Source organism: Virgibacillus phasianinus (assembly GCF_002216775.1).
GTDB lineage: Bacteria > Bacillota > Bacilli > Bacillales > Amphibacillaceae > Virgibacillus_F > Virgibacillus_F phasianinus.
In genome coordinates this window covers 3,757,920-3,775,655 of the sequence record NZ_CP022315.1, presented here as the reverse complement: position 1 = coordinate 3,775,655, position 17,736 = coordinate 3,757,920, and the positions used below count along the sequence as shown (strand labels likewise).

Here is a 17,736-nt window from a genome sequence, read left to right as displayed (position 1 = left end):
AACAGATGGGATCTGGATAGCTATAGTTTTACCTTCCCGGCGATTTTCTTTGAAACAGGCCAGTGGCAACCATCAGACTTATTTACCTGGTCAATGATTTTAAGCTTTTTATATCTTGGTATTATCTCGACAGCAATCGCGTTTTTTGCTTGGAACCAAGGCTTAAAGCTGACACCCTCCCATCGTGCCGGTTTGTTTTTCTTTCTACAGCCAATAGTAGGTTCTCTTTTTGGATGGTTGTTTTTAGATAAGCACCTAACCGTGTCTTTTTTTATCGGGAGTATATTTATTGTGATCGGTGTTTATTTGAGTATGAGAGAGGGAGTTTAGCGGGACGGAGGGACAGGCACCGTGTCCCACAAATTTTTCAGACAATCGTATCATTAGGTATTTATGTTAAAATAAATCTAAACATTGTAAAGAATCGGAGCCTTATTGTTAAGGAAAAAGGCTATGCATCATCAGACTGAAAAAACAAAGGAGTGGCAGATACATATGACTAAAATTGGGTTTGTTCGTCACGGGATTACGCCTTGGAATATAGAAGGAAGAGCGCAGGGGAATTCTGACATACCACTAAATGGGCAGGGACTGGCGGAGGCGCAGCAGCTTGCGGCACGATTACGAACAGAAGATTGGGATGTAATTTATTCAAGCGACTTATTAAGGGCCAGCCAAACGGCTGAAACTATAGCTGACAAAATGGGCGTTCAACTACATCTGGATCCAAGGCTGCGTGAAGTAGGCGGCGGCCTAATTGAAGGAACTACCGAAGAAGAAAGAATCGATAAATGGGGAAGGAATTGGCGCGAATTGGATTTGGGAATGGAAACACATGCTAATATCATAGCAAGAGGCCTGCCATTTATTGAAAAAGTTCACGACAAACATAAGAGTCAAAATATATTAATCGTAAGCCACGGCTCGTTTATTAAGCATTTGTTAAGTGAACTGGTACCGCAGTTCAAAATTGAAGATTCTCTAAAAAATACTTCTTTCACCTCCCTAATAGAGTGCGAGAATGGGTGGGATTGTAATCTGTATAATTGTACGAGGCATTTGGTTGAAAGCTAAGCCAATTCCTAGTGAACTTATTCAACTAGATTTCCAGATTGGTTGAAGATCGAACATGAAGAGCCTTTAAAAACAGGACCACATGGATATAGCCCGGTTCAATAAACTAGGCTGCCTTGAAGTTAACATGGAGGATATAAATGAGACATATTTATGCATTTGAAAGTAAAGATGATTATATAAAATACCAGGAAATCATAGAAAGATTTAGCGAGAAATTAAAAAAGTATCAAAAATTAATGGAAGAGGAATTTGAACTAATTGATCCTCCTAAAGGAATTGTATGGACAACGGAGGAATTGGCTACATCTGTTCTAGCCGACCAATTTGCACCGGCATACACCAACGAAAATGTAATTCATTTTTCACCGGATTTGGAGTCCTGGAAAGCGTTATTCATCAAGCAATTAGAAGGACGTAAAAATGCTAGGATTGAAAGATTTTATAAAAATTTGTCCGAAAATCAGTTGTTTACCTTAGTAGCACATGAATTGACTCATCATTTAGATTTATTTCTGGATGATTTCGATGATGAGCGGGAAGACAGTATTTGGTTTGAGGAAGGTATGTGCGACTATTTAGCAAGAAAAATGACATTAAATAAGGTGGAATTTAAGGAAATAACGGAAGTGGAATCAGAATTAGTAAAGATGTTTAATGAAGATTACGGAAATCATTCTTTAGATGTATTTGGAAGCGGTTCCTATCAAGGTAGTTTAACGAGTATTATGTTTGATTATTGGCGCAGTTTTCTTTCCATAAAATATTTAGTTGAAGTTCGTGCCAATCATGACATAAAACAGGTTTTTAAAGACTATCACAAATGGGATAAAGAAGGCAGAGTTGTGCCCTTAACTGCGTACTTTGAACTGAATACCTGGTTTTTGTCATCGCGATAATCATCTTAAATTTCAGGAGGAATTGTTTGAATTTACAAGTAGAAGATAAAATATCGTTTGAACGAAGCTTCACCAAAGAAGATGTTGAATTGTTTACAAAAATCTCTTTAGACGAAGGGAATCATCACATTACACCTGATGAACAGGGAAGACTTGTTATTCAGGGGTTATTGACTGCAACGTTACCGACCAAAATAGGCGGAGAAAATAATGTACTTGCCCGCACTATGAACTTTGAGTTTTTAAGACCCGTCTTCACAGGAGATACCATATTTTGTGAGGTAACGATTGAGAAGCTTGAAAAGCAAGCCAATAATCGTACGGCTATTATGGCAACCTTTACATGCACAAATCAGAAGGAGAAACAAGTATTGAAAGGAAACTTTGCTGGTGTGGTCTTGTAATCCTACACAGCCTTGCATAAACGCAGTTGATTTATCTTGCTTAAAAACAAATAGAACACAAAAACGCTAGGGGAATTTTAATACCCCTAGCGTTTTTCTGCTTTTCTAAGATTATCGAGAATAATGTTAACTTAACCAAACGAACCGAACCTGTATAATCCCGGAGTTTATTGGGCAAAAGAAAAAGAGGCCAGAAATGATAAGATGAAAGAAAAGCAAAAGTTACATATTATGGACTAAGATTTTTTCATCGAATTGCTATGTTCCACAAAACACAAAATTGCATTAACCAACACCGTTTTGTAGGTGCCGGTTCTGTTTGTAATGATAAAAATAAGGGGAGTGAAGCGGGTTGCGAAATAAAGTTTATTTGCTTATTGCCTGTTCATGTATCCTCTTTCTAACAGGTTGCTGGGATCAAATAGCGATTGAAGATCGTGGCTTTGTCGTGGGGACAGCAATCGATATGGCGGACCAACAGGAATCGAATTTCCCCTTGAAAATGACATACCAATTTGTCGTACCGGCCGGCATGGGGGCACCCGGTATGACAGGCGGACAAAAAGCATTCAGTAATATATCTAAAAACGGAAAAAGTGTATTTGAAACCTTTCGGAAAGTAGATACAGAAACAAGCCGGGCAGCCTATTTCGAACACGCAAAGGTGATCGTTGTTTCAGGGGAAGTTATGAAAAAACCTAATTTATTTGCTAGTGTCATGGACGTGTTTATCCGTGATCTGGAAATGCGGCGATCCATTAAAGTAGTAGTTTCAAATGAAGAAGCAAAAAAAATATTGAATGTAGAACCAGACGCCCGAAAACTGCCAGCTATTTATATCGACTCCATTTTGGAAAATAACTACAAGTCAACAAGGGTGGTGCAACCAGTCCGCTTAGGGAAAGTCCATCAGTATCTATTAACTGATAGCAGTTATGTCCTTCCCCTCATTTCAACCACAGCAGATGGAAAACGAATAGAAGAAGACGGGGTAGCAGTAATCCAAGGACATAATAACCAGATGGTCGGGAAGCTGACCGGCAAGGAAACAAAAGGTTTAAACTTTATCACTCATAATAATGATTCTGGAACCGTCGAATTTGAAATTGATAATCACCTGATGGTATATGAAATTGAAAATACAAAAAGCTCGATAAAAATTGATGTGAAAGAGGATAATACTTTAGATATAACCATTAAAATTGGCGCGGATGGCGAGATTGGTGAGATGTATGGGAGCCAAAACCTGTTAACGCCGAAACGGTTTGCAGAAATTGAAAAAAGGATAAGTAAGAAAATTGAAAAGCTTGCCTATCAAACACTAAATAAAGCACAACATGATTTGCATGCAGACATTTTCGGGTTTGGAAAAATATTAAAGCAAAGACATTATGACGACTGGCAAAAAATAAAAGACAACTGGGACCACGGCGATAAAATTTTTGCTGATTGCAATATAAAAGTGACAGCGAATGCAACTGTCCAAGCGGTAGGTTCCACTGATAAAACGAAGGCAAGGGGAGGTGAGTGATCCAATATGCGGCAAAATTGCCGGACGAATTTTCGCTTCCGTTTTTGTACCTATTACAACCACCATTCACGGCCACATACACGTTGTGATTAATGGAGGAAATACAATACGCTTGTGTTTTCTTCATTTTTCATTTACAATCAATTACAGATATTAAGGGTCTTTAATATATTTACAAAGGAGAGCAGTAATGAAATATTCAAAAGCCACAAATTATGCCTTGCACACAATGGTATATTTAACTTTAACGCCAAGGGGCAAATCTGTTGGGGTCGATCAGTTAGCTAAAATCCAAAAGCTTTCCTCAACATACCTTTCCAAGATTTTAACAAAACTTGTTAAAGCGGGACTTATTGAATCCAATCCTGGCGTTAATGGCGGATATAACATCGTAAGACACTCCCGCGACGCTTCTTTTTTAGATGTTATTCATGCCATCGAAGGAAAAACGACTTTGTTCAGTTGCTCATTGGAACATGAAGAGGCTGCGAGTGGGGATTGTTTAATTGAAAATGTAATGATTGAAGCCGAAGAAAAAATGAAAGATGAACTAAACAATAAATTTATTATCGATATTGCAAAGCAAATTGAATCAAAGAACCATAAAATAAATTCCTAAAAATTTTAAGTAAATTATAGATATAAAGAGTCTATAATATACTCAATCGAGAGAGATCAAAAAAATGTTTTTGGATTGCCAAGCAGCTATGGGAGTACTAATTGATAAAAATTTTAAAAATAAAAGGAGAGTCAATTATATGGAAAAAGGAAATAACAATTTTAATGAGATGAACTATTTTGCAAAGAAAGTTGAATACCTTGAAAATCCGGAAAAAAGGGCGGACATACTACCGGAAAAATTACTGAATATGATTCCAATTAAAGAAGCTAATACTATCCTTGATTTGGGTGCAGGGACAGGGTACATTACGATTCCAGCTGCTAAAATAGTGGCAGGAGAAATTTATGCATTGGATATAGATCCTAATATGCTGGAGTTTGTTGATTCCAAGGCAAGTAAAGAAAATATTACAAATGTTAAAACCCTAAAAGGTACTATTGATAATATTCCGTTATCCGACCATTCCATTGACCTTGCACTAGCGTCATTAGTTCTGCATGAGGTTAAGCAATTATCTAATTCACTACAGGAAATTAAAAGAGTGCTCAAAGCTGAGGGGTATTTCGTTTGTGTAGAATTTGAAAAGAAGGATGATCCGATCCACAGCCATCCTAGAATTGCCTCATCCATTATGGAACAGGAAATTACGAAAGCAGGACTAAAAGTAACTCAGAAGCTATGCCCGACAGATGATGTATATATTATTATTGCGAAGAAGTAATACACATGTTATGTCCAAGATAGCTGGTAAAAAGTTTAAAAAGAATAGGTTGCTCTCTTTTTATAAAAGGGTCAGAAGGTATAAAATTTCGATTAGGCTTACTAAATTGAAGACCATTGTCAACTTCAGTTTCCCAGCGACTAGTAAACCTTCCTTCATCATCGGTACTCATATTTCATATAGAACCAGATAATGAATAACTGAATTCGATAATTTAAAGGGTTTCCAGGAATAAATGTTGAATTTAATAATAATAGAAAAAACTAGGAGGATTCGCTATGATAGACTTCAAAACTACTGATTTATGCGACGACCATTCAGACTCACTGCAAATTAGCAATATTGCATTCCGTTCTTTTGGAAAAAGGACACGATTTTCTGGGAAAATTCAAACGGTAAATGTGTATGAGGATAACGTGCTCATTGTGGAGGCATTGGAAAATGTACCAGAAGGTTCCGTTATCGTTGTCAACGGTGGTGGTTCAAATCGGTGCGCACTCCTCGGCGATCGATTAGCAGGTATTGCACAATCAAGAAAGCTTTCAGGCATTATTATAAACGGTTTTGTTCGGGACTCTGTTGATCTGGCCAAAATCGATGTGGGCATTCTTGCATTAGGAACACATCCGCTTAAAAGTAAAAAGAATGGTACTGGCAAACGCAATAGTGCTCTTCACTTTGGTGGAGTCGAGTGGCGGTCAGGTGAATATGTATATGCGGACGAAGACGGGGTAGTTATTTCAAAGCAATCACTTCTTACGGAATAAATTAATTAATAGTTTTAAAGAAGGATTGGGAACAGAGGTGCCAAATTGATTAGAGAGCTAGATAAAGGTGAAGAACTGCCATTGGAATTATTAATGCTGGCAGATCCGTCAGAAATGCTTGTCAGAGAATACGTTTCTAGAGGTAAGTGCTTTATTATGAAGCGTGATGAGATAACTATAGGTACATATGTCCTTATTCCAACCCGACCGGAAACAGCAGAAATTGTAAATGTAGCAGTGGATGAAGGTTACCATGGTCAAGGGTATGGTAAGAAACTTGTTCTCCATGCGATTGAAACGGCAAAACGTGAAGGATATAAAACCATTGAAATAGGAACGGGAAACTCAGGAGTCCTGCAACTGGCACTATATCAAAAATGCGGTTTTAGAATGATTTCTATTGACCGTGACTTTTTTGTCAGGCACTATGATGATCCTATTTATGAAAATGGCATTCGAGTCATCGATATGGTGCGACTATCGCAGGATTTATAAGCAATCAAGATAATAGGAAGCCCAAGGAGAAGATGATGAGCGGAGTATCCAAATCGTTTACTGAATATATCGACTTGTTACCAATTATGAATGAAGCAACATCTTGGGAACTTCTGCGACAATGGTCACTTTCCGAAGTGTGAAGAGCAAACTTGAACAAAGGATAAACAGACACTGGGTGAGGAGTAGTTAGAATGGAATTTGATTTGAGTTTAAAAAACAACCGGGTTAGAGTCTGGTTATGGTTGATGATTCCTGCTTTCATCATAACTTTCCTACTGTTTGTCTTTTTGCCAAGGGAACTGCCAGGAATAGTATCCGTATTGCCACTTATCATATGTTATTTCATATATTTAGGCTGGATGCTTTTTAGGAAAGAAAAGATAAGAGATGAGAAATATCAAAAGTAAATAATAGTGTTGCATCCTACAATTCTATCAGTATTAGTACGTAGATGAATAATTTAAAAGAAATGAGGAACTTGAATAGTGACCCAAATTAAAGAAATAGGTTCATTATGCCCTGTAGACGAAGAAGGCTATATTGTAAGTCAATCTGACCTAAATAAAATTAATAATAAATTTCACGAAGTAATCCAATTAATCAATGAATGCTGCCTTTCCGTTTTACAGAAGGAGATCCACAGCATTTATTTAAGGGGATCTGTGCCAAGAGGATTGGAGATTGAAGGGGTATCTGATGTTGATGCAATAATCATAACCTACTCCAATCCTCAAGAACTAGACCTTGATTGGGTGGAGGTGACTGAACAATTCATTAACCAAAAGTTCCCCTTTATAAATGGCGTAGAATTAGCATTTTATCCTTTAAGTGAGATAGAAGATTCAAAGCGTTATTGTTCCATGATCCCGTTTATACTAAAGGTTTATGGTATTTGTGTTTATGGCGGAAACCTAATAGGTAATCTTCCAAATTATAAACCCGACAGCGCCTTAGCGAATGAGCATCTTATTCATTTAGCTTCTCTAATTGATCGGGCGAGACATGACTTAGAAGGAAATGACGATATAGAGGATATTAGGGATTGCTGTTCATGGATTATGAGAAGTATTGTGAGAGCTGGCCTTGCACTTGTTATTGTTCAAGAGCAAGCGTATACAAGAGATTTATTCCCAGCTTTTAAACTATTTTCGAGGCATTATCCCGAAAAGGAACAAGAAATGAGAACAGCACTTTGGTACGCAATCAATCCTTTATCGAATCCAGAAGAAATATTGGAGTTCTTGGAACACTTAGGAAATTGGATAAAAGAAGAAGCGGATAATTGGCTTAAAGTTTATAATCCAACAAGGGAATTACATCTTCCGCTATTTGAAAAGTAATTACGGGAAAGATGAAGTTTTTTTATAAAAGAATATCAATGAAGGATGGTTGGATGGAAGAAGTCAGTCATGAGCCGTTACTTTATACAAATCAACCTCAAAAAGCAGCAAAAGCTTTTAGCTATATTTTCATGCTTATTTTCGGGCTGTTTGCGCTGGGAGCAATTGTCATTGGCATTTATTGGCTTTTTCTCGAAGGTGATCTGTGGATTGCCTCATGCTTTTCAATACCCGTGGGTTTACTGATGGGTTTTATTGCTTGGGTAGCGTATGACCAAAATATCCGAGAAAAAGAGATTAAATATGAATTTGTGCTTAATGAAAACGGGATTGATGAAACACGGCATTATCAGAAAAAGAACAAAGTGAAAGAAAATCATATCGCATTCAGTGATATGGATAAAATACTTATTGGAAATTATGTGAATCGAATCATCAATACAAATGGTATCGATTTCTTCAAATTCGGTGTGCTCGTCATTGTCATGTACAAAGACAAGTACTTTTTTCAGCGTATTTTCAAAGCAAATGAGTTAACGGAATGGCTGATCAGGATGACAGATAAAAATGTTCCCGTGTATTATACACCGTATGATCTCAAACAGGCCTTTATTGACCGGGTCCATTATGATGTTGATTTTAGCAAAATTGATGGAATTCCCTGGGAAGAGGTTGAAAAACTTCCTCCGGTTGAACATGAGATGCCGGGAAATCCTTTTAAGGAATGGCAGGATGAAAACATTGAACTAATGAAAAAGAATGTGAAACAGAAAAAGACGAGTAAGGTTGATCGTTATGTGACACTCGCTATTTTCATATATGCGCTGTTTACAGGAGCGGTTATTATGCCACAATTGCCGCTGGAAGATGGGACGTTTGCCATGTCGGATCTACTGTTGCTCACCGTACTTTTAGTAAATGTACTCATTCCGCTTGTCTTTGTATACTGGCGCAGCCACACAAAGTGGTACATGCCGTTTATTTATTTTATAGTAGCTTCAGCGGGAAACTGTTTGGCATTACTTTTCGTTATTTTGTTTACCAACATTCCACTTCTTTTCGGGTCGGCATTATTTACGAATGGAATGCTCTTGGTGTTTCTGTGGTATCCAGCATTGATTATTATGAAACTAGCAAAAGTAGTTTTCCTGTTTATTGACAAACATAACCTGCTTTAGGTGGAGGCGCTGTCAGCATGAAGGGAATTAAGTTAACCGTTTGGGATTATACAATATTTGATCACAGGAATTAGGGGAGGGTGAATGGGTGCATGTTTTCACAAATAACATAAAGAGGTTTGGTGTTCAATTTGAACAATTTATTTACAATAGACTGCGGTGAAATATTACTAAGGGAATTTAGAATTGAGGATGTAGATGCTATTTATGAACTGACTTCACAACCTGAAGTTTATGAATTTTTGCCAGATTGGCGTTCAACAAGAGAACAAAGGCTAGACTGGGTTACAAATTATGAGATACCTGATAATAAGGAATTTTTAGCTGTTGTACCTAATATTGGTGAGGAATGGTTGAAGTTGGGCATCGTGTTAAAAGAAACTGGCGAATTTATTGGTTTTTGTAATACAGGGATTAAAGAGGAACTAAGTGAGCCAAATCGGGAAGTTGCTTATGCCATTTCTAAGCATTATAGAAACAAGGGATTTATCACACAAGCAGTAAAAGGATTGATAAAATACCTGTTTGAAAATACCGACGTTGAACAACTAAATGTTGTGGTTCTCCCACGCAATATAGCTTCAAATAAAGTAATTAATAAATGTGGTTTTCGTTTTAGTGGAGATGTTGAGATTGATGACCAACTGTATTATCATTACATACTTCATAAAAAAGAATGAAAATGAAATTTATACACTTATACAATGCGCCATTCCGGAATAATACTTGGCGTTTGACAGTGAATTTATGAGTCTTGAAGAAGCAACTCCCTGCAGAAAAAATGGATCAGCTAAGAAAAGAGCAACGTCAGTGGATAGAGTACCGCGATAATACCGCAAAAGAGGCATCCCTTAAATATGAGGGCGGTACAATGGAACAATATGAATATGTGAGAGAGGAGAACAATCTTACAGAAGGAAGATGCTTTGAATTAGTAAAGGAGTATATGAAATAAACGGACCACTAATTAATGATATCAAAATAGGCTTTTTTTCATACAATATCTTGGGGTGAGAAAATGCCGATAGTTAAATACACAAGTGCGGACGTTGCTTTAATGGCAAGGATGATGAGAGCGGAAGCGGTAGGTGAAGGGAAACTGGGAATGCTGTACGTGGGAAATGTAATTGTTAATCGTGCCAAAGCGGATTGTTTAGATTTTACAGATGTTAGAACAATTCGAGAAGTCATTTTTCAAGTGCAGGGAGGAAATTATTCCTTTGAAGCGGTTCAAAAGGGTAGTTTATTTTATAAAGGAGCGAGAGAAGTCGAGAAAAGATTAGCAAAAAAAAATTTGAACTTTTGGAGACAACACCCGGCGAAATATGCTCTTTGGTATTTCAATCCATATGCTCCTTGTCCTCCAACATGGTACGGTCAACCCTTTACTGGCAATTTTAAAAATCATTGTTATTATGAGCCAGCAGCCGGAACATGTGCCAGTGTATATTAATTAATGTACTTCATGTTATTTTGAAATCAAGTTTTCCTGAAAAGGGCGCAACGATAAAAGTTGCGTCCTATTTTGTCTGTATGGCCATTAGTAGAAACATGTTAATATATATGTAAGTCAAAATATTTAATAAGGGGAACTCACATGACAAAGAAAAATAATAAAAAAGAGCTATCACTAGAACAACGCGAGGAATTATTTAATGGATTGAAAGACCGTTTCGAGAAAAATATAAACCGCCATAAAGGTCTTGAATGGGCTAAAGTTCAAACAAAGCTGGAAGCTAATACTGAAAAACTGTGGTCGCTCAATGAAATGGAACAAACAGGCGGGGAACCGGATGTTGTTGACTATGATAAGAAAAAGGACGAATATATTTTTTATGATTGTTCAACGGAAAGTCCAAAAGGCCGCAGAAGCGTTTGTTACGACCGTGAAGCACTGGAGTCAAGGAAAAAACATAAACCAGAAAATAGCGCTATGGATATGGCGACTGCCATGGGTATTGACCTTTTAACTGAAGAACAATACCGGGAGCTGCAGAAGCTTGAAAGTTTTGATAAGAAAACATCGAGCTGGATACAAACACCTGCTAATATTAGAGAACTTGGCGGAGCCATCTTCTGTGATCGTCGCTATGACAATGTCTTTGTGTACCACAATGGAGCAGAATCCTACTATGCGGCAAGGGGTTTCCGTGGCTCACTAAGGGTCTGAAATTGAGGTGACATTGCATGAATGACATATAAAAACGCCTATATGCATGAGCATAAGGCGCTTTTATCATGGTGGAACCCGATAGGAGGTTAAATTAATTGACGGTAGTTTGGGTAGAACAAATTTTTCTTAAAAATGGTGGTTTGTCCTAAAACATGTTTCCTGCACTAACATATAATGATAATCATAGGAAAGGGATGCCTGAGACATTATTTCAGTTGGCTTTTAGGTTAGATCCAACTCCATCCTTTACAGCCACAGTTCGACCGATTATTACGATGTCGATTATTGTTATTATTATTTGCCGGACTAACCCTGCGACAATTTGGAGAGTTTATGTCACTTCCACAATCATAATTCTCCACTACTGTTTCATTTACATCGGAATGAGTAACTGGATAATAATTCTCATTTCGAATGACGGTCCGATTGACATTTTCTACTTCAGTTGGATGGATATTTTTGACTACGCGGTGATTTGTTCTAGTATTTTTGACCCTTTTAGTAGGGTGTACAATCATTTCATCCTGGGCAGGCGAAACTGAATTATTATTCTGGCATGATCTACAGCAATGTTTCATGGATTATCCCCCCTTTCCTGCTTAATGGTATATTGTATGCAGCAGGATAAAGATTGTCCTAGTTGATAGCACTAACTGGAAGAAAATGTGCATTTAGCACTGATGCAAGTATTATAGATGACAATTAGATAGAATATGGAGAAACTTTTACAAGTTTTTACGGAGGAGTATCATGATTAAATCTATTAAGGGGAAGTTTATTTTACACTTTAGGAAAGCATAATCTTTATCGGTATAAAGATTGGACTCGGGAGAGGGAGCGCGGAACTTGGGCGATAATAGGTAGAACTTGGGCCACAGTGCCCCAAACTGAGGCCACTGAAAAAGTGGTGGATTTAAAAAGTTTAGATTTTCAGCTATACTTAGCATCTTGAATATACGGAGACTCCTGCGGGAAGTGAGAGATCGGCGAGACCCCGGAGGACGGCAGTCCGAGGAGGCTCGTCACTCGCCCGCGGAAAGCGCAGTATATTCAAGATGCGATAATAGATCCACATATTTTGTATTAGATTATACTTTTTCAGTGCCTTCCCCCAAAGTCGGGAGACAGCCATTTTTCCCCCGAGTTTAAGGTGCTGTGGCCCGAGTTCTGGATGTTATCTCCCGAGTCGAAGGTGCTGTCTCCTGAGTTGGCTTGATTCTTGTTCAACTTGTTTTATCAGCCTGGTTTTCGTTCGTTTAATAGACAATATCCAATTTAGCAATTGAAAAAATTGTTATTTTTTGTACCATCAACTACTCGTACTGTTTTACCGCTTTCATCTTCAAAGGCGGCATACCGTCCTGGTGGAACATCACACGGCTCGATAACAAAATGAAAATCTTCTTTATGTTTTCTATAAAACTGCTCAACACTGTTAATGAGGAACATACCACCTGGTGTTAACTTTTCTTCTGATTCATCCTTTTCAAGCATCAATTTCACATCAGAACCCGGAATGTTTAGTGCAACAGTATCCTTATCTGCCCACCAATCTTCTTCCATGCCAAGCTTCTTGTAAAATGCAAGAGAACGGTGTAAATCCTTCACAGGATAAAACAAAAAAACCAATTTCATCTGTAAAAACCTCCACTCTAGGTTAACTTGCAAATATTTCCTATCAAGCATAGTTTACCATTTGGATTCGGCTTACCTTTTTATGTCATAATGTAATTCAACAAATTGATTGAAGTTCCTTGTTCTTTTCAACATAAGTTCTAATTGTGAGTCACCTTCTTTAAACAGAGGAATTCCGTTTCCAATTATAGTCGGGGCAACTGTTATAATGAACTGATCGACTAGCTTTTCTTGGATAAAAGAATGTAACAAATCTCCACCACCTACTACCCAAATGTTTTTCCCATCTTGATTCTTTAGGTTATTAATGAAATTCGTTACATCCTCATTCACAAATCTTACATTTTCAGTATTTTCTTGGGAAGACCTTGTAAATACATAGCATTCCTTTCCTTTGTATGGAAATTCCCCAGTTTCCTGTTTTATTATCCAATCGTAAGTCCTTTTACCCATTAATATGGTATCCACTGTGTCGTAAAACTCGGAAAAACCGTTATCACCTTCTCCCTCAACCTTGAAAAGCCACTCAAGTGACTCATCTTTTGCTGCAATATATCCATCTAAACTTGAGGCAATAAATACTACTAAATTTCGGTTAATTGTTTGATCCTCCTATATAACGAATATATGTTCGTATCCATTTTATCAAAGGTTCCCATGCTTTGTCACTGTTTATTAATAACTTTTTTGTGTTTTTGTAAGATTAAGTTTATAATGAAAACGAACATACGTTTACATTAAAGGGAGGAAAATAATGACTAAAAGCGCACTATTAGTTATTGATGTTCAAAAAGGGATGTTCGATAAGGATAACCCTGTCTACAAAAGTGATCTTTTACTTCATAATTTAAAGGGTTTGTTGGCGCAAGCACATCATACAGACACACCGATTTTTTATGTCCAGCATAATGCCAAGGCAGGAAAACCTCTGGAATACGGAACAAACGACTGGGAGATTCACCCAGATATATTGCCACGAGAAGAAGACGTTATTATTCAAAAAACCACTCCGGACTCCTTTTATAACACTTCACTTGAAAAAGAACTGAAAAAACAAGGTATTAATCACGTTATTATAACGGGGATCCAGACAGAAGCTTGTGTAGATACAACGTGTAGAAGGGCCTTCAGTATGGGATATAAGGTGACCTTAGTAGAAGATACACACAGCACATGGGATTCTGATGAAATAACCGCTCAGCAGATTATTAACCATCACAATGGAGTTCTTCGATGGTTCGCCGATACTTATCCGAGTAAACAGGTTAAATTTAATCAACAGGCTGAATCTTAGGGTGATTGCTTTATATATATAAATAGGAATGGAGTCAATTATGATCATAAACAATCAGGAATTTCAGGTTAATGGATTGAATTATACGATTAGGTCGGCACTAGTTGCAGATGCCAAAGTTTTGTCTGAATTACGGGTGCAGATTGATGGTGAGACGGAAAATATGGATAGGGAAAAGGGCGAAGCATACATCGATGTACAAGGATTCGAACAGATAATAAAAACAGATACGGAAAGCTCAAGAAACTTATTTCTAGTAGCGAGTGTTGATGGACGAATCGTTGGTTTCTCCAGATGTGAAGGCATATATTTGCAAAGATTCTCTCATAAAGTAGAATTTGGTGTATGCGTCTTGCAGGAGTTCTGGGGATATGGTATTGGAAGAACCCTTTTAAAAGAGTCCCTTGCCTGGGCTGATACCAACGGCATTAAAAAAGTTACGCTGCACGTTTTAGAAACAAACCATAAGGCGATTAACCTATACAAAAAGCTAGGCTTTGAAATTGAAGGTCAATTAAAAAACGATAGGTTTCTATCTGACGGTGAATTTTATAACACTATTATTATGGGAAGATTTGGATTCGAAGGGGAAGCTAATGAAAATCGAAACTGAGAAAGACATAATTGAACTAATCAAACAGGATGAATGGATGATGAATGCATTACTAGCAGCAAAACAATTAAACCTCCCGGATTGGTGGATTTGTGCTGGCTTTGTCCGATCAAAAATATGGGACACGTTACATAATTTTACGAATAGAACGCGTACACCAGATGTAGATGTCATATATTTTGATCGTACTAACCTTAATGAAACGGAAGAAAAGAGATTAGAAGAAAAGTTAATGGAGATAAACCCAATTGTCCCGTGGTCTGTTAAGAATGAAGCAAGAATGCACATCACAAATGGCATTCCACCTTACTCATCTTCAGTCGATGCAATTTCAAAATTTCCAGAAACAGCAACAGCATTAGGTGTAAAATTGGACGGGGTAGACAACCTGATATTAACTGCCCCTTGTGGAATAAGTGATGTACTCAATTTAGAAATAAAGCCTACATCTTTTTTTAGGGAACATCCAGACCTTGGCACAATTTATAATGAACGTGTAATGAAAAAGAATTGGAAAGATACTTGGAGCAGGGTTAAGATGCATTATATATAGATTAATGTAGGTATCAAAAAATTTAATGTATAGGGGATATTTTATGGACAGTATTATATTTGATTTAGATGGAACGTTATGGGATTCAAGGGATACGGTGTTAATTGCCTGGAATAAAATAATGAAACAATATAAACAAGTTAATAAAGAAATAACGAAGGAGGAGCTTAAGGGAACAATGGGGCTCCAAATGAAAGAAATTGGTGAAAATCTATTTCCTAATTTAGACGAAGATATGCAGGAAAAGGTTTTACATGAGTGTGGTGAATTAGAATGCGACTATTTAAGCGAACACGGTGGTAGTTTATATGAAAATGTTGAAAATGTTCTTAACGTGTTATCAAAGAAATATAAGCTATATATAGTAAGCAATTGCCAGCATGGATATATTGAAGCTTTTTATAAGTTTCACCGATTAGATAAATATTTCCTGGATTATGAGAATCCAGGCAGAACCGGACTTTCCAAAGGAGAAAATATCAGATTAATCATAAACCGAAATGGTTTAAAAAATCCAGTCTACGTTGGAGATACGGAAGGTGATCTCAAGGCAGCAAAATATGCAGGGATCCCCTTTGTCTACGCAAACTATGGATTTGGAGAGGTTAACAATTATGATTATGCCATTAATAAATTTGATGAACTTTTGAAGATTATTTAGTTGTTTACTAGGGGAGGGTTAAATTGTGAATTAGAAAGGTAGCAAAAGAAATGAAGAGAGATAAAATTGGAGGCTTATTCAATGAAGTTTTTCCTGAAATTAAATGTTGTTAGTCTCCTGTATGCTGTTATGATATTTATTCCTCTTGAACTTATGATAAATGTGTATAGAATTAGCAGACTTACAGATTGGGAAATAAGCTCAGTAAATGCCTTGATTGGAATAACAATTATTGTTGAAATTATAGCAGGTTCAATAATATTCATTATCCTAACAAAAAAGTGGATGAATGGACGAAAAGCTAGCTTTTGGACAGTCATCCTTTGGGCTCCGTATTTCGTTCTTTTTGTATATCTGTTCGCATCCTTATTTCCGATAACTTATGGAGGAGATGCTCCTAACCCTGTAACTGGTCTTCTAGCAATAGGAGCTGTGATAGCTTATCCAGTTTATATACTAATTATCAATTTTGCAGGTATGGTAAGTTATGATGACTCGATGAGGACTACCTAATTTAAAAAGTTTGTACGGAAATGAAGTAACTAGCGAAAGGGAGGAAGTTTTCAATGGATCAGATACAAGGGGTATTAAAGGATTATTTTCAAGCTTGGAATGAAGGTTTAACAAGTAAAAATGGTGACGGAATTAGAAAATATATGTCAAAAAAGTTTGTGGGCTACTGGGCTAATTCAGAAATTGATCAGCCAGATCCTTATTACTTTGACTATGATCTGAACGAAGTACTGAAGCAAATGGATCATGCCGAAAAAAGTTTTGAGGTGGCTTCTATTATTGAACGTAAAAATGAACGTTTAGTTGTAGGCAGAGAAACAAATGTAATAAATGGAAAGCCTTTTACCGCTCAATGCATGTTTGTATGGCGAAAAGAAGATGGTGAGTGGAAGTTATTGAGGGAATATATTGAGCTAGAGCGATAATAAATTGATTTGCAATTTATAGTGGGGGGATAGTGAAATGATTACTCATCAAAAGATAAGAGTTGTGATTGGTGCTGGCGAACATAATAACAATCCAAACTGGATACAAACTCAAGAATCAGAACTAAATTTGTTAAAACGTGCTAACTGGGAAAAAAAGTTTGCGCCTAATTCATTAGAAGCTATACTAGCCGAACATGTTTGGGAGCATTTATCTTATGAAGAGGGAATAAAAGCTGCAAAGATTTGTTTTGAATTTTTGAAACCTGGAGGCTATATTCGTTGTGCGGTTCCTGATGGTTTTTTTCCTGATGAAGATTACCAAGATGGAGTTCAAGTAGGAGGCCCCGGTCCTGAAAACCATCCAGCGGCGAGTCATAAGATTGTACATAACTACAAGACCTTTGTTTCCATGTTTGAAAAAGCAGGTTTTAACATTAACCTCCTAGAATATTGCGATGAAAATGGTGAATTTCATTTTACGGAATGGGATGAGAGTAAAGGCTTTATTTATCGTTCAAAGCGTTTTGACCACAGAAATAAAAATGGGAGTCTTGGTTTTGTTTCACTTATCGTTGATGCTATAAAACCTCCCGATACTATAGGTTAATATCGATTCGGAAACTAATCTTTCAATATTGGAATCTAGGCACCCAAAGGAATTATACGAAATAATCGATGGAAGTCGTGAAAGTATAGGAGGATGGCTTTCTTTTCCTTAAAAAACAAACAGAATTGTGGACTCAGAGACATTCATAGAAAAATCTTTCGTTGTATTTCTTGCTGATGCCTGTTAGGCAATTAATTGATCATTCATTTACCAATTTAGATTTAA

The 17,736-nt window shown here is 37.0% G+C and carries 26 protein-coding genes; 23 read left to right on the top strand and 3 right to left on the bottom strand.

The genetic code is table 11. The features are described from left to right. Positions 1-12 precede the first annotated feature (12 nt). From CFK37_RS20735 to CFK37_RS18235, 16 genes are all read left to right on the top strand, one after another. Positions 13-330, top strand: coding sequence for a DMT family transporter (locus tag CFK37_RS20735; protein ID WP_089063228.1), 318 nt, complete (start codon positions 13-15; stop codon positions 328-330). A gap of 165 nt (positions 331-495) precedes the next feature. Further along, positions 496-1,074, top strand: a complete 579-nt coding sequence (locus CFK37_RS18305) for a histidine phosphatase family protein (protein ID WP_089063716.1) — start codon at positions 496-498, stop codon at positions 1,072-1,074. A gap of 140 nt (positions 1,075-1,214) precedes the next feature. Next, a complete protein-coding gene (locus CFK37_RS18300) occupies positions 1,215-1,973 on the top strand; it encodes a hypothetical protein (RefSeq protein WP_089063227.1) in 759 nt (252 codons plus the stop codon). Positions 1,974-1,999: 26 nt separating this feature from the next. Beyond that, on the top strand, positions 2,000-2,377 hold the full coding sequence (locus CFK37_RS18295) for a hotdog domain-containing protein (protein WP_089063226.1): 378 nt from the start codon (positions 2,000-2,002) through the stop codon (positions 2,375-2,377). Positions 2,378-2,729: 352 nt separating this feature from the next. Continuing rightward, complete coding sequence (locus CFK37_RS18290) at positions 2,730-3,908, top strand: Ger(x)C family spore germination protein (protein WP_089063225.1); 1,179 nt, start codon at positions 2,730-2,732, stop codon at positions 3,906-3,908. Positions 3,909-4,098: 190 nt separating this feature from the next. Further along, complete coding sequence (locus CFK37_RS18285; protein ID WP_089063224.1) at positions 4,099-4,527, top strand: Rrf2 family transcriptional regulator; 429 nt, start codon at positions 4,099-4,101, stop codon at positions 4,525-4,527. A 139-nt stretch (positions 4,528-4,666) separates the two neighbouring features. Then, entirely contained in the window at positions 4,667-5,251 is a 585-nt protein-coding gene (locus CFK37_RS18280) for a class I SAM-dependent methyltransferase (RefSeq protein ID WP_089063223.1), read from the top strand. A 278-nt stretch (positions 5,252-5,529) separates the two neighbouring features. Further along, a complete protein-coding gene (gene rraA / locus CFK37_RS18275; RefSeq protein WP_089063222.1) occupies positions 5,530-6,018 on the top strand; it encodes a ribonuclease E activity regulator RraA in 489 nt (162 codons plus the stop codon). A gap of 93 nt (positions 6,019-6,111) precedes the next feature. Further along, positions 6,112-6,513, top strand: a complete 402-nt coding sequence (locus CFK37_RS18270; RefSeq protein ID WP_089063715.1) for a GNAT family N-acetyltransferase — start codon at positions 6,112-6,114, stop codon at positions 6,511-6,513. Between the two features lie 194 nt (positions 6,514-6,707). Further along, a complete protein-coding gene (locus CFK37_RS18265; protein WP_089063221.1) occupies positions 6,708-6,923 on the top strand; it encodes a hypothetical protein in 216 nt (71 codons plus the stop codon). Between the two features lie 78 nt (positions 6,924-7,001). Beyond that, a complete protein-coding gene (locus CFK37_RS18260) occupies positions 7,002-7,856 on the top strand; it encodes a nucleotidyltransferase domain-containing protein (protein ID WP_089063220.1) in 855 nt (284 codons plus the stop codon). A 53-nt stretch (positions 7,857-7,909) separates the two neighbouring features. After that, a complete protein-coding gene (locus CFK37_RS18255) occupies positions 7,910-9,034 on the top strand; it encodes a hypothetical protein (RefSeq protein ID WP_089063219.1) in 1,125 nt (374 codons plus the stop codon). Between the two features lie 131 nt (positions 9,035-9,165). After that, entirely contained in the window at positions 9,166-9,714 is a 549-nt protein-coding gene (locus CFK37_RS18250) for a GNAT family N-acetyltransferase (RefSeq protein WP_089063714.1), read from the top strand. Between the two features lie 74 nt (positions 9,715-9,788). Then, positions 9,789-9,989, top strand: a complete 201-nt coding sequence (locus tag CFK37_RS18245; RefSeq protein WP_245837255.1) for a lysozyme inhibitor LprI family protein — start codon at positions 9,789-9,791, stop codon at positions 9,987-9,989. Positions 9,990-10,052: 63 nt separating this feature from the next. Further along, positions 10,053-10,487, top strand: a complete 435-nt coding sequence (locus tag CFK37_RS18240) for a cell wall hydrolase (RefSeq protein WP_089063218.1) — start codon at positions 10,053-10,055, stop codon at positions 10,485-10,487. 144 nt (positions 10,488-10,631) lie between these two features. Continuing rightward, complete coding sequence (locus CFK37_RS18235; RefSeq protein WP_089063217.1) at positions 10,632-11,204, top strand: DUF4256 domain-containing protein; 573 nt, start codon at positions 10,632-10,634, stop codon at positions 11,202-11,204. Positions 11,205-11,434: 230 nt separating this feature from the next. On the opposite strand, the gene CFK37_RS18230 is transcribed toward CFK37_RS18235, so the two are convergent. The 3 genes from CFK37_RS18230 to CFK37_RS18215 all read right to left on the bottom strand — a co-directional run bounded on the left by CFK37_RS18230 (position 11,435) and on the right by CFK37_RS18215 (position 13,418). Then, on the bottom strand, positions 11,435-11,785 hold the full coding sequence (locus CFK37_RS18230) for a CotD family spore coat protein (protein ID WP_089063216.1): 351 nt from the start codon (positions 11,783-11,785) through the stop codon (positions 11,435-11,437). 697 nt (positions 11,786-12,482) lie between these two features. Next, complete coding sequence (locus tag CFK37_RS18220; RefSeq protein ID WP_157724895.1) at positions 12,483-12,842, bottom strand: VOC family protein; 360 nt, start codon at positions 12,840-12,842, stop codon at positions 12,483-12,485. Between the two features lie 72 nt (positions 12,843-12,914). After that, on the bottom strand, positions 12,915-13,418 hold the full coding sequence (locus CFK37_RS18215) for a dihydrofolate reductase family protein (RefSeq protein WP_342746759.1): 504 nt from the start codon (positions 13,416-13,418) through the stop codon (positions 12,915-12,917). Positions 13,419-13,596: 178 nt separating this feature from the next. Here CFK37_RS18215 and CFK37_RS18210 point away from each other — a divergent pair, with 178 nt between their 5' ends. The 7 genes from CFK37_RS18210 (at position 13,597) to CFK37_RS18180 (ending at position 17,511) form a co-directional block, all read left to right on the top strand. Further along, complete coding sequence (locus CFK37_RS18210) at positions 13,597-14,136, top strand: cysteine hydrolase family protein (RefSeq protein WP_089063212.1); 540 nt, start codon at positions 13,597-13,599, stop codon at positions 14,134-14,136. A 40-nt stretch (positions 14,137-14,176) separates the two neighbouring features. Beyond that, the gene (locus CFK37_RS18205; RefSeq protein WP_089063211.1) at positions 14,177-14,749 is read left to right on the top strand and encodes a GNAT family N-acetyltransferase; all 573 of its coding nucleotides are present in this window, start codon (positions 14,177-14,179) and stop codon (positions 14,747-14,749) included. Next, entirely contained in the window at positions 14,733-15,302 is a 570-nt protein-coding gene (locus CFK37_RS18200) for a nucleotidyltransferase family protein (protein ID WP_089063210.1), read from the top strand. Before CFK37_RS18205 ends, CFK37_RS18200 begins: the two co-directional genes overlap by 17 nt. Before the next feature lie 43 nt (positions 15,303-15,345). Then, positions 15,346-15,963: an HAD family hydrolase gene (locus CFK37_RS18195; protein ID WP_089063209.1), complete on the top strand. Its 618-nt coding sequence runs from the start codon at positions 15,346-15,348 to the stop codon at positions 15,961-15,963. An 81-nt stretch (positions 15,964-16,044) separates the two neighbouring features. Continuing rightward, positions 16,045-16,476 carry a hypothetical protein gene (locus CFK37_RS18190; protein WP_089063208.1) on the top strand — a complete coding sequence of 144 codons (432 nt, stop codon included), beginning with the start codon at positions 16,045-16,047 and terminating at the stop codon, positions 16,474-16,476. 53 nt (positions 16,477-16,529) lie between these two features. Further along, entirely contained in the window at positions 16,530-16,901 is a 372-nt protein-coding gene (locus CFK37_RS18185; protein WP_089063207.1) for a nuclear transport factor 2 family protein, read from the top strand. Between the two features lie 37 nt (positions 16,902-16,938). Then, positions 16,939-17,511 carry a class I SAM-dependent methyltransferase gene (locus CFK37_RS18180; protein WP_089063206.1) on the top strand — a complete coding sequence of 191 codons (573 nt, stop codon included), beginning with the start codon at positions 16,939-16,941 and terminating at the stop codon, positions 17,509-17,511. Positions 17,512-17,736: the final 225 nt, after the last annotated feature.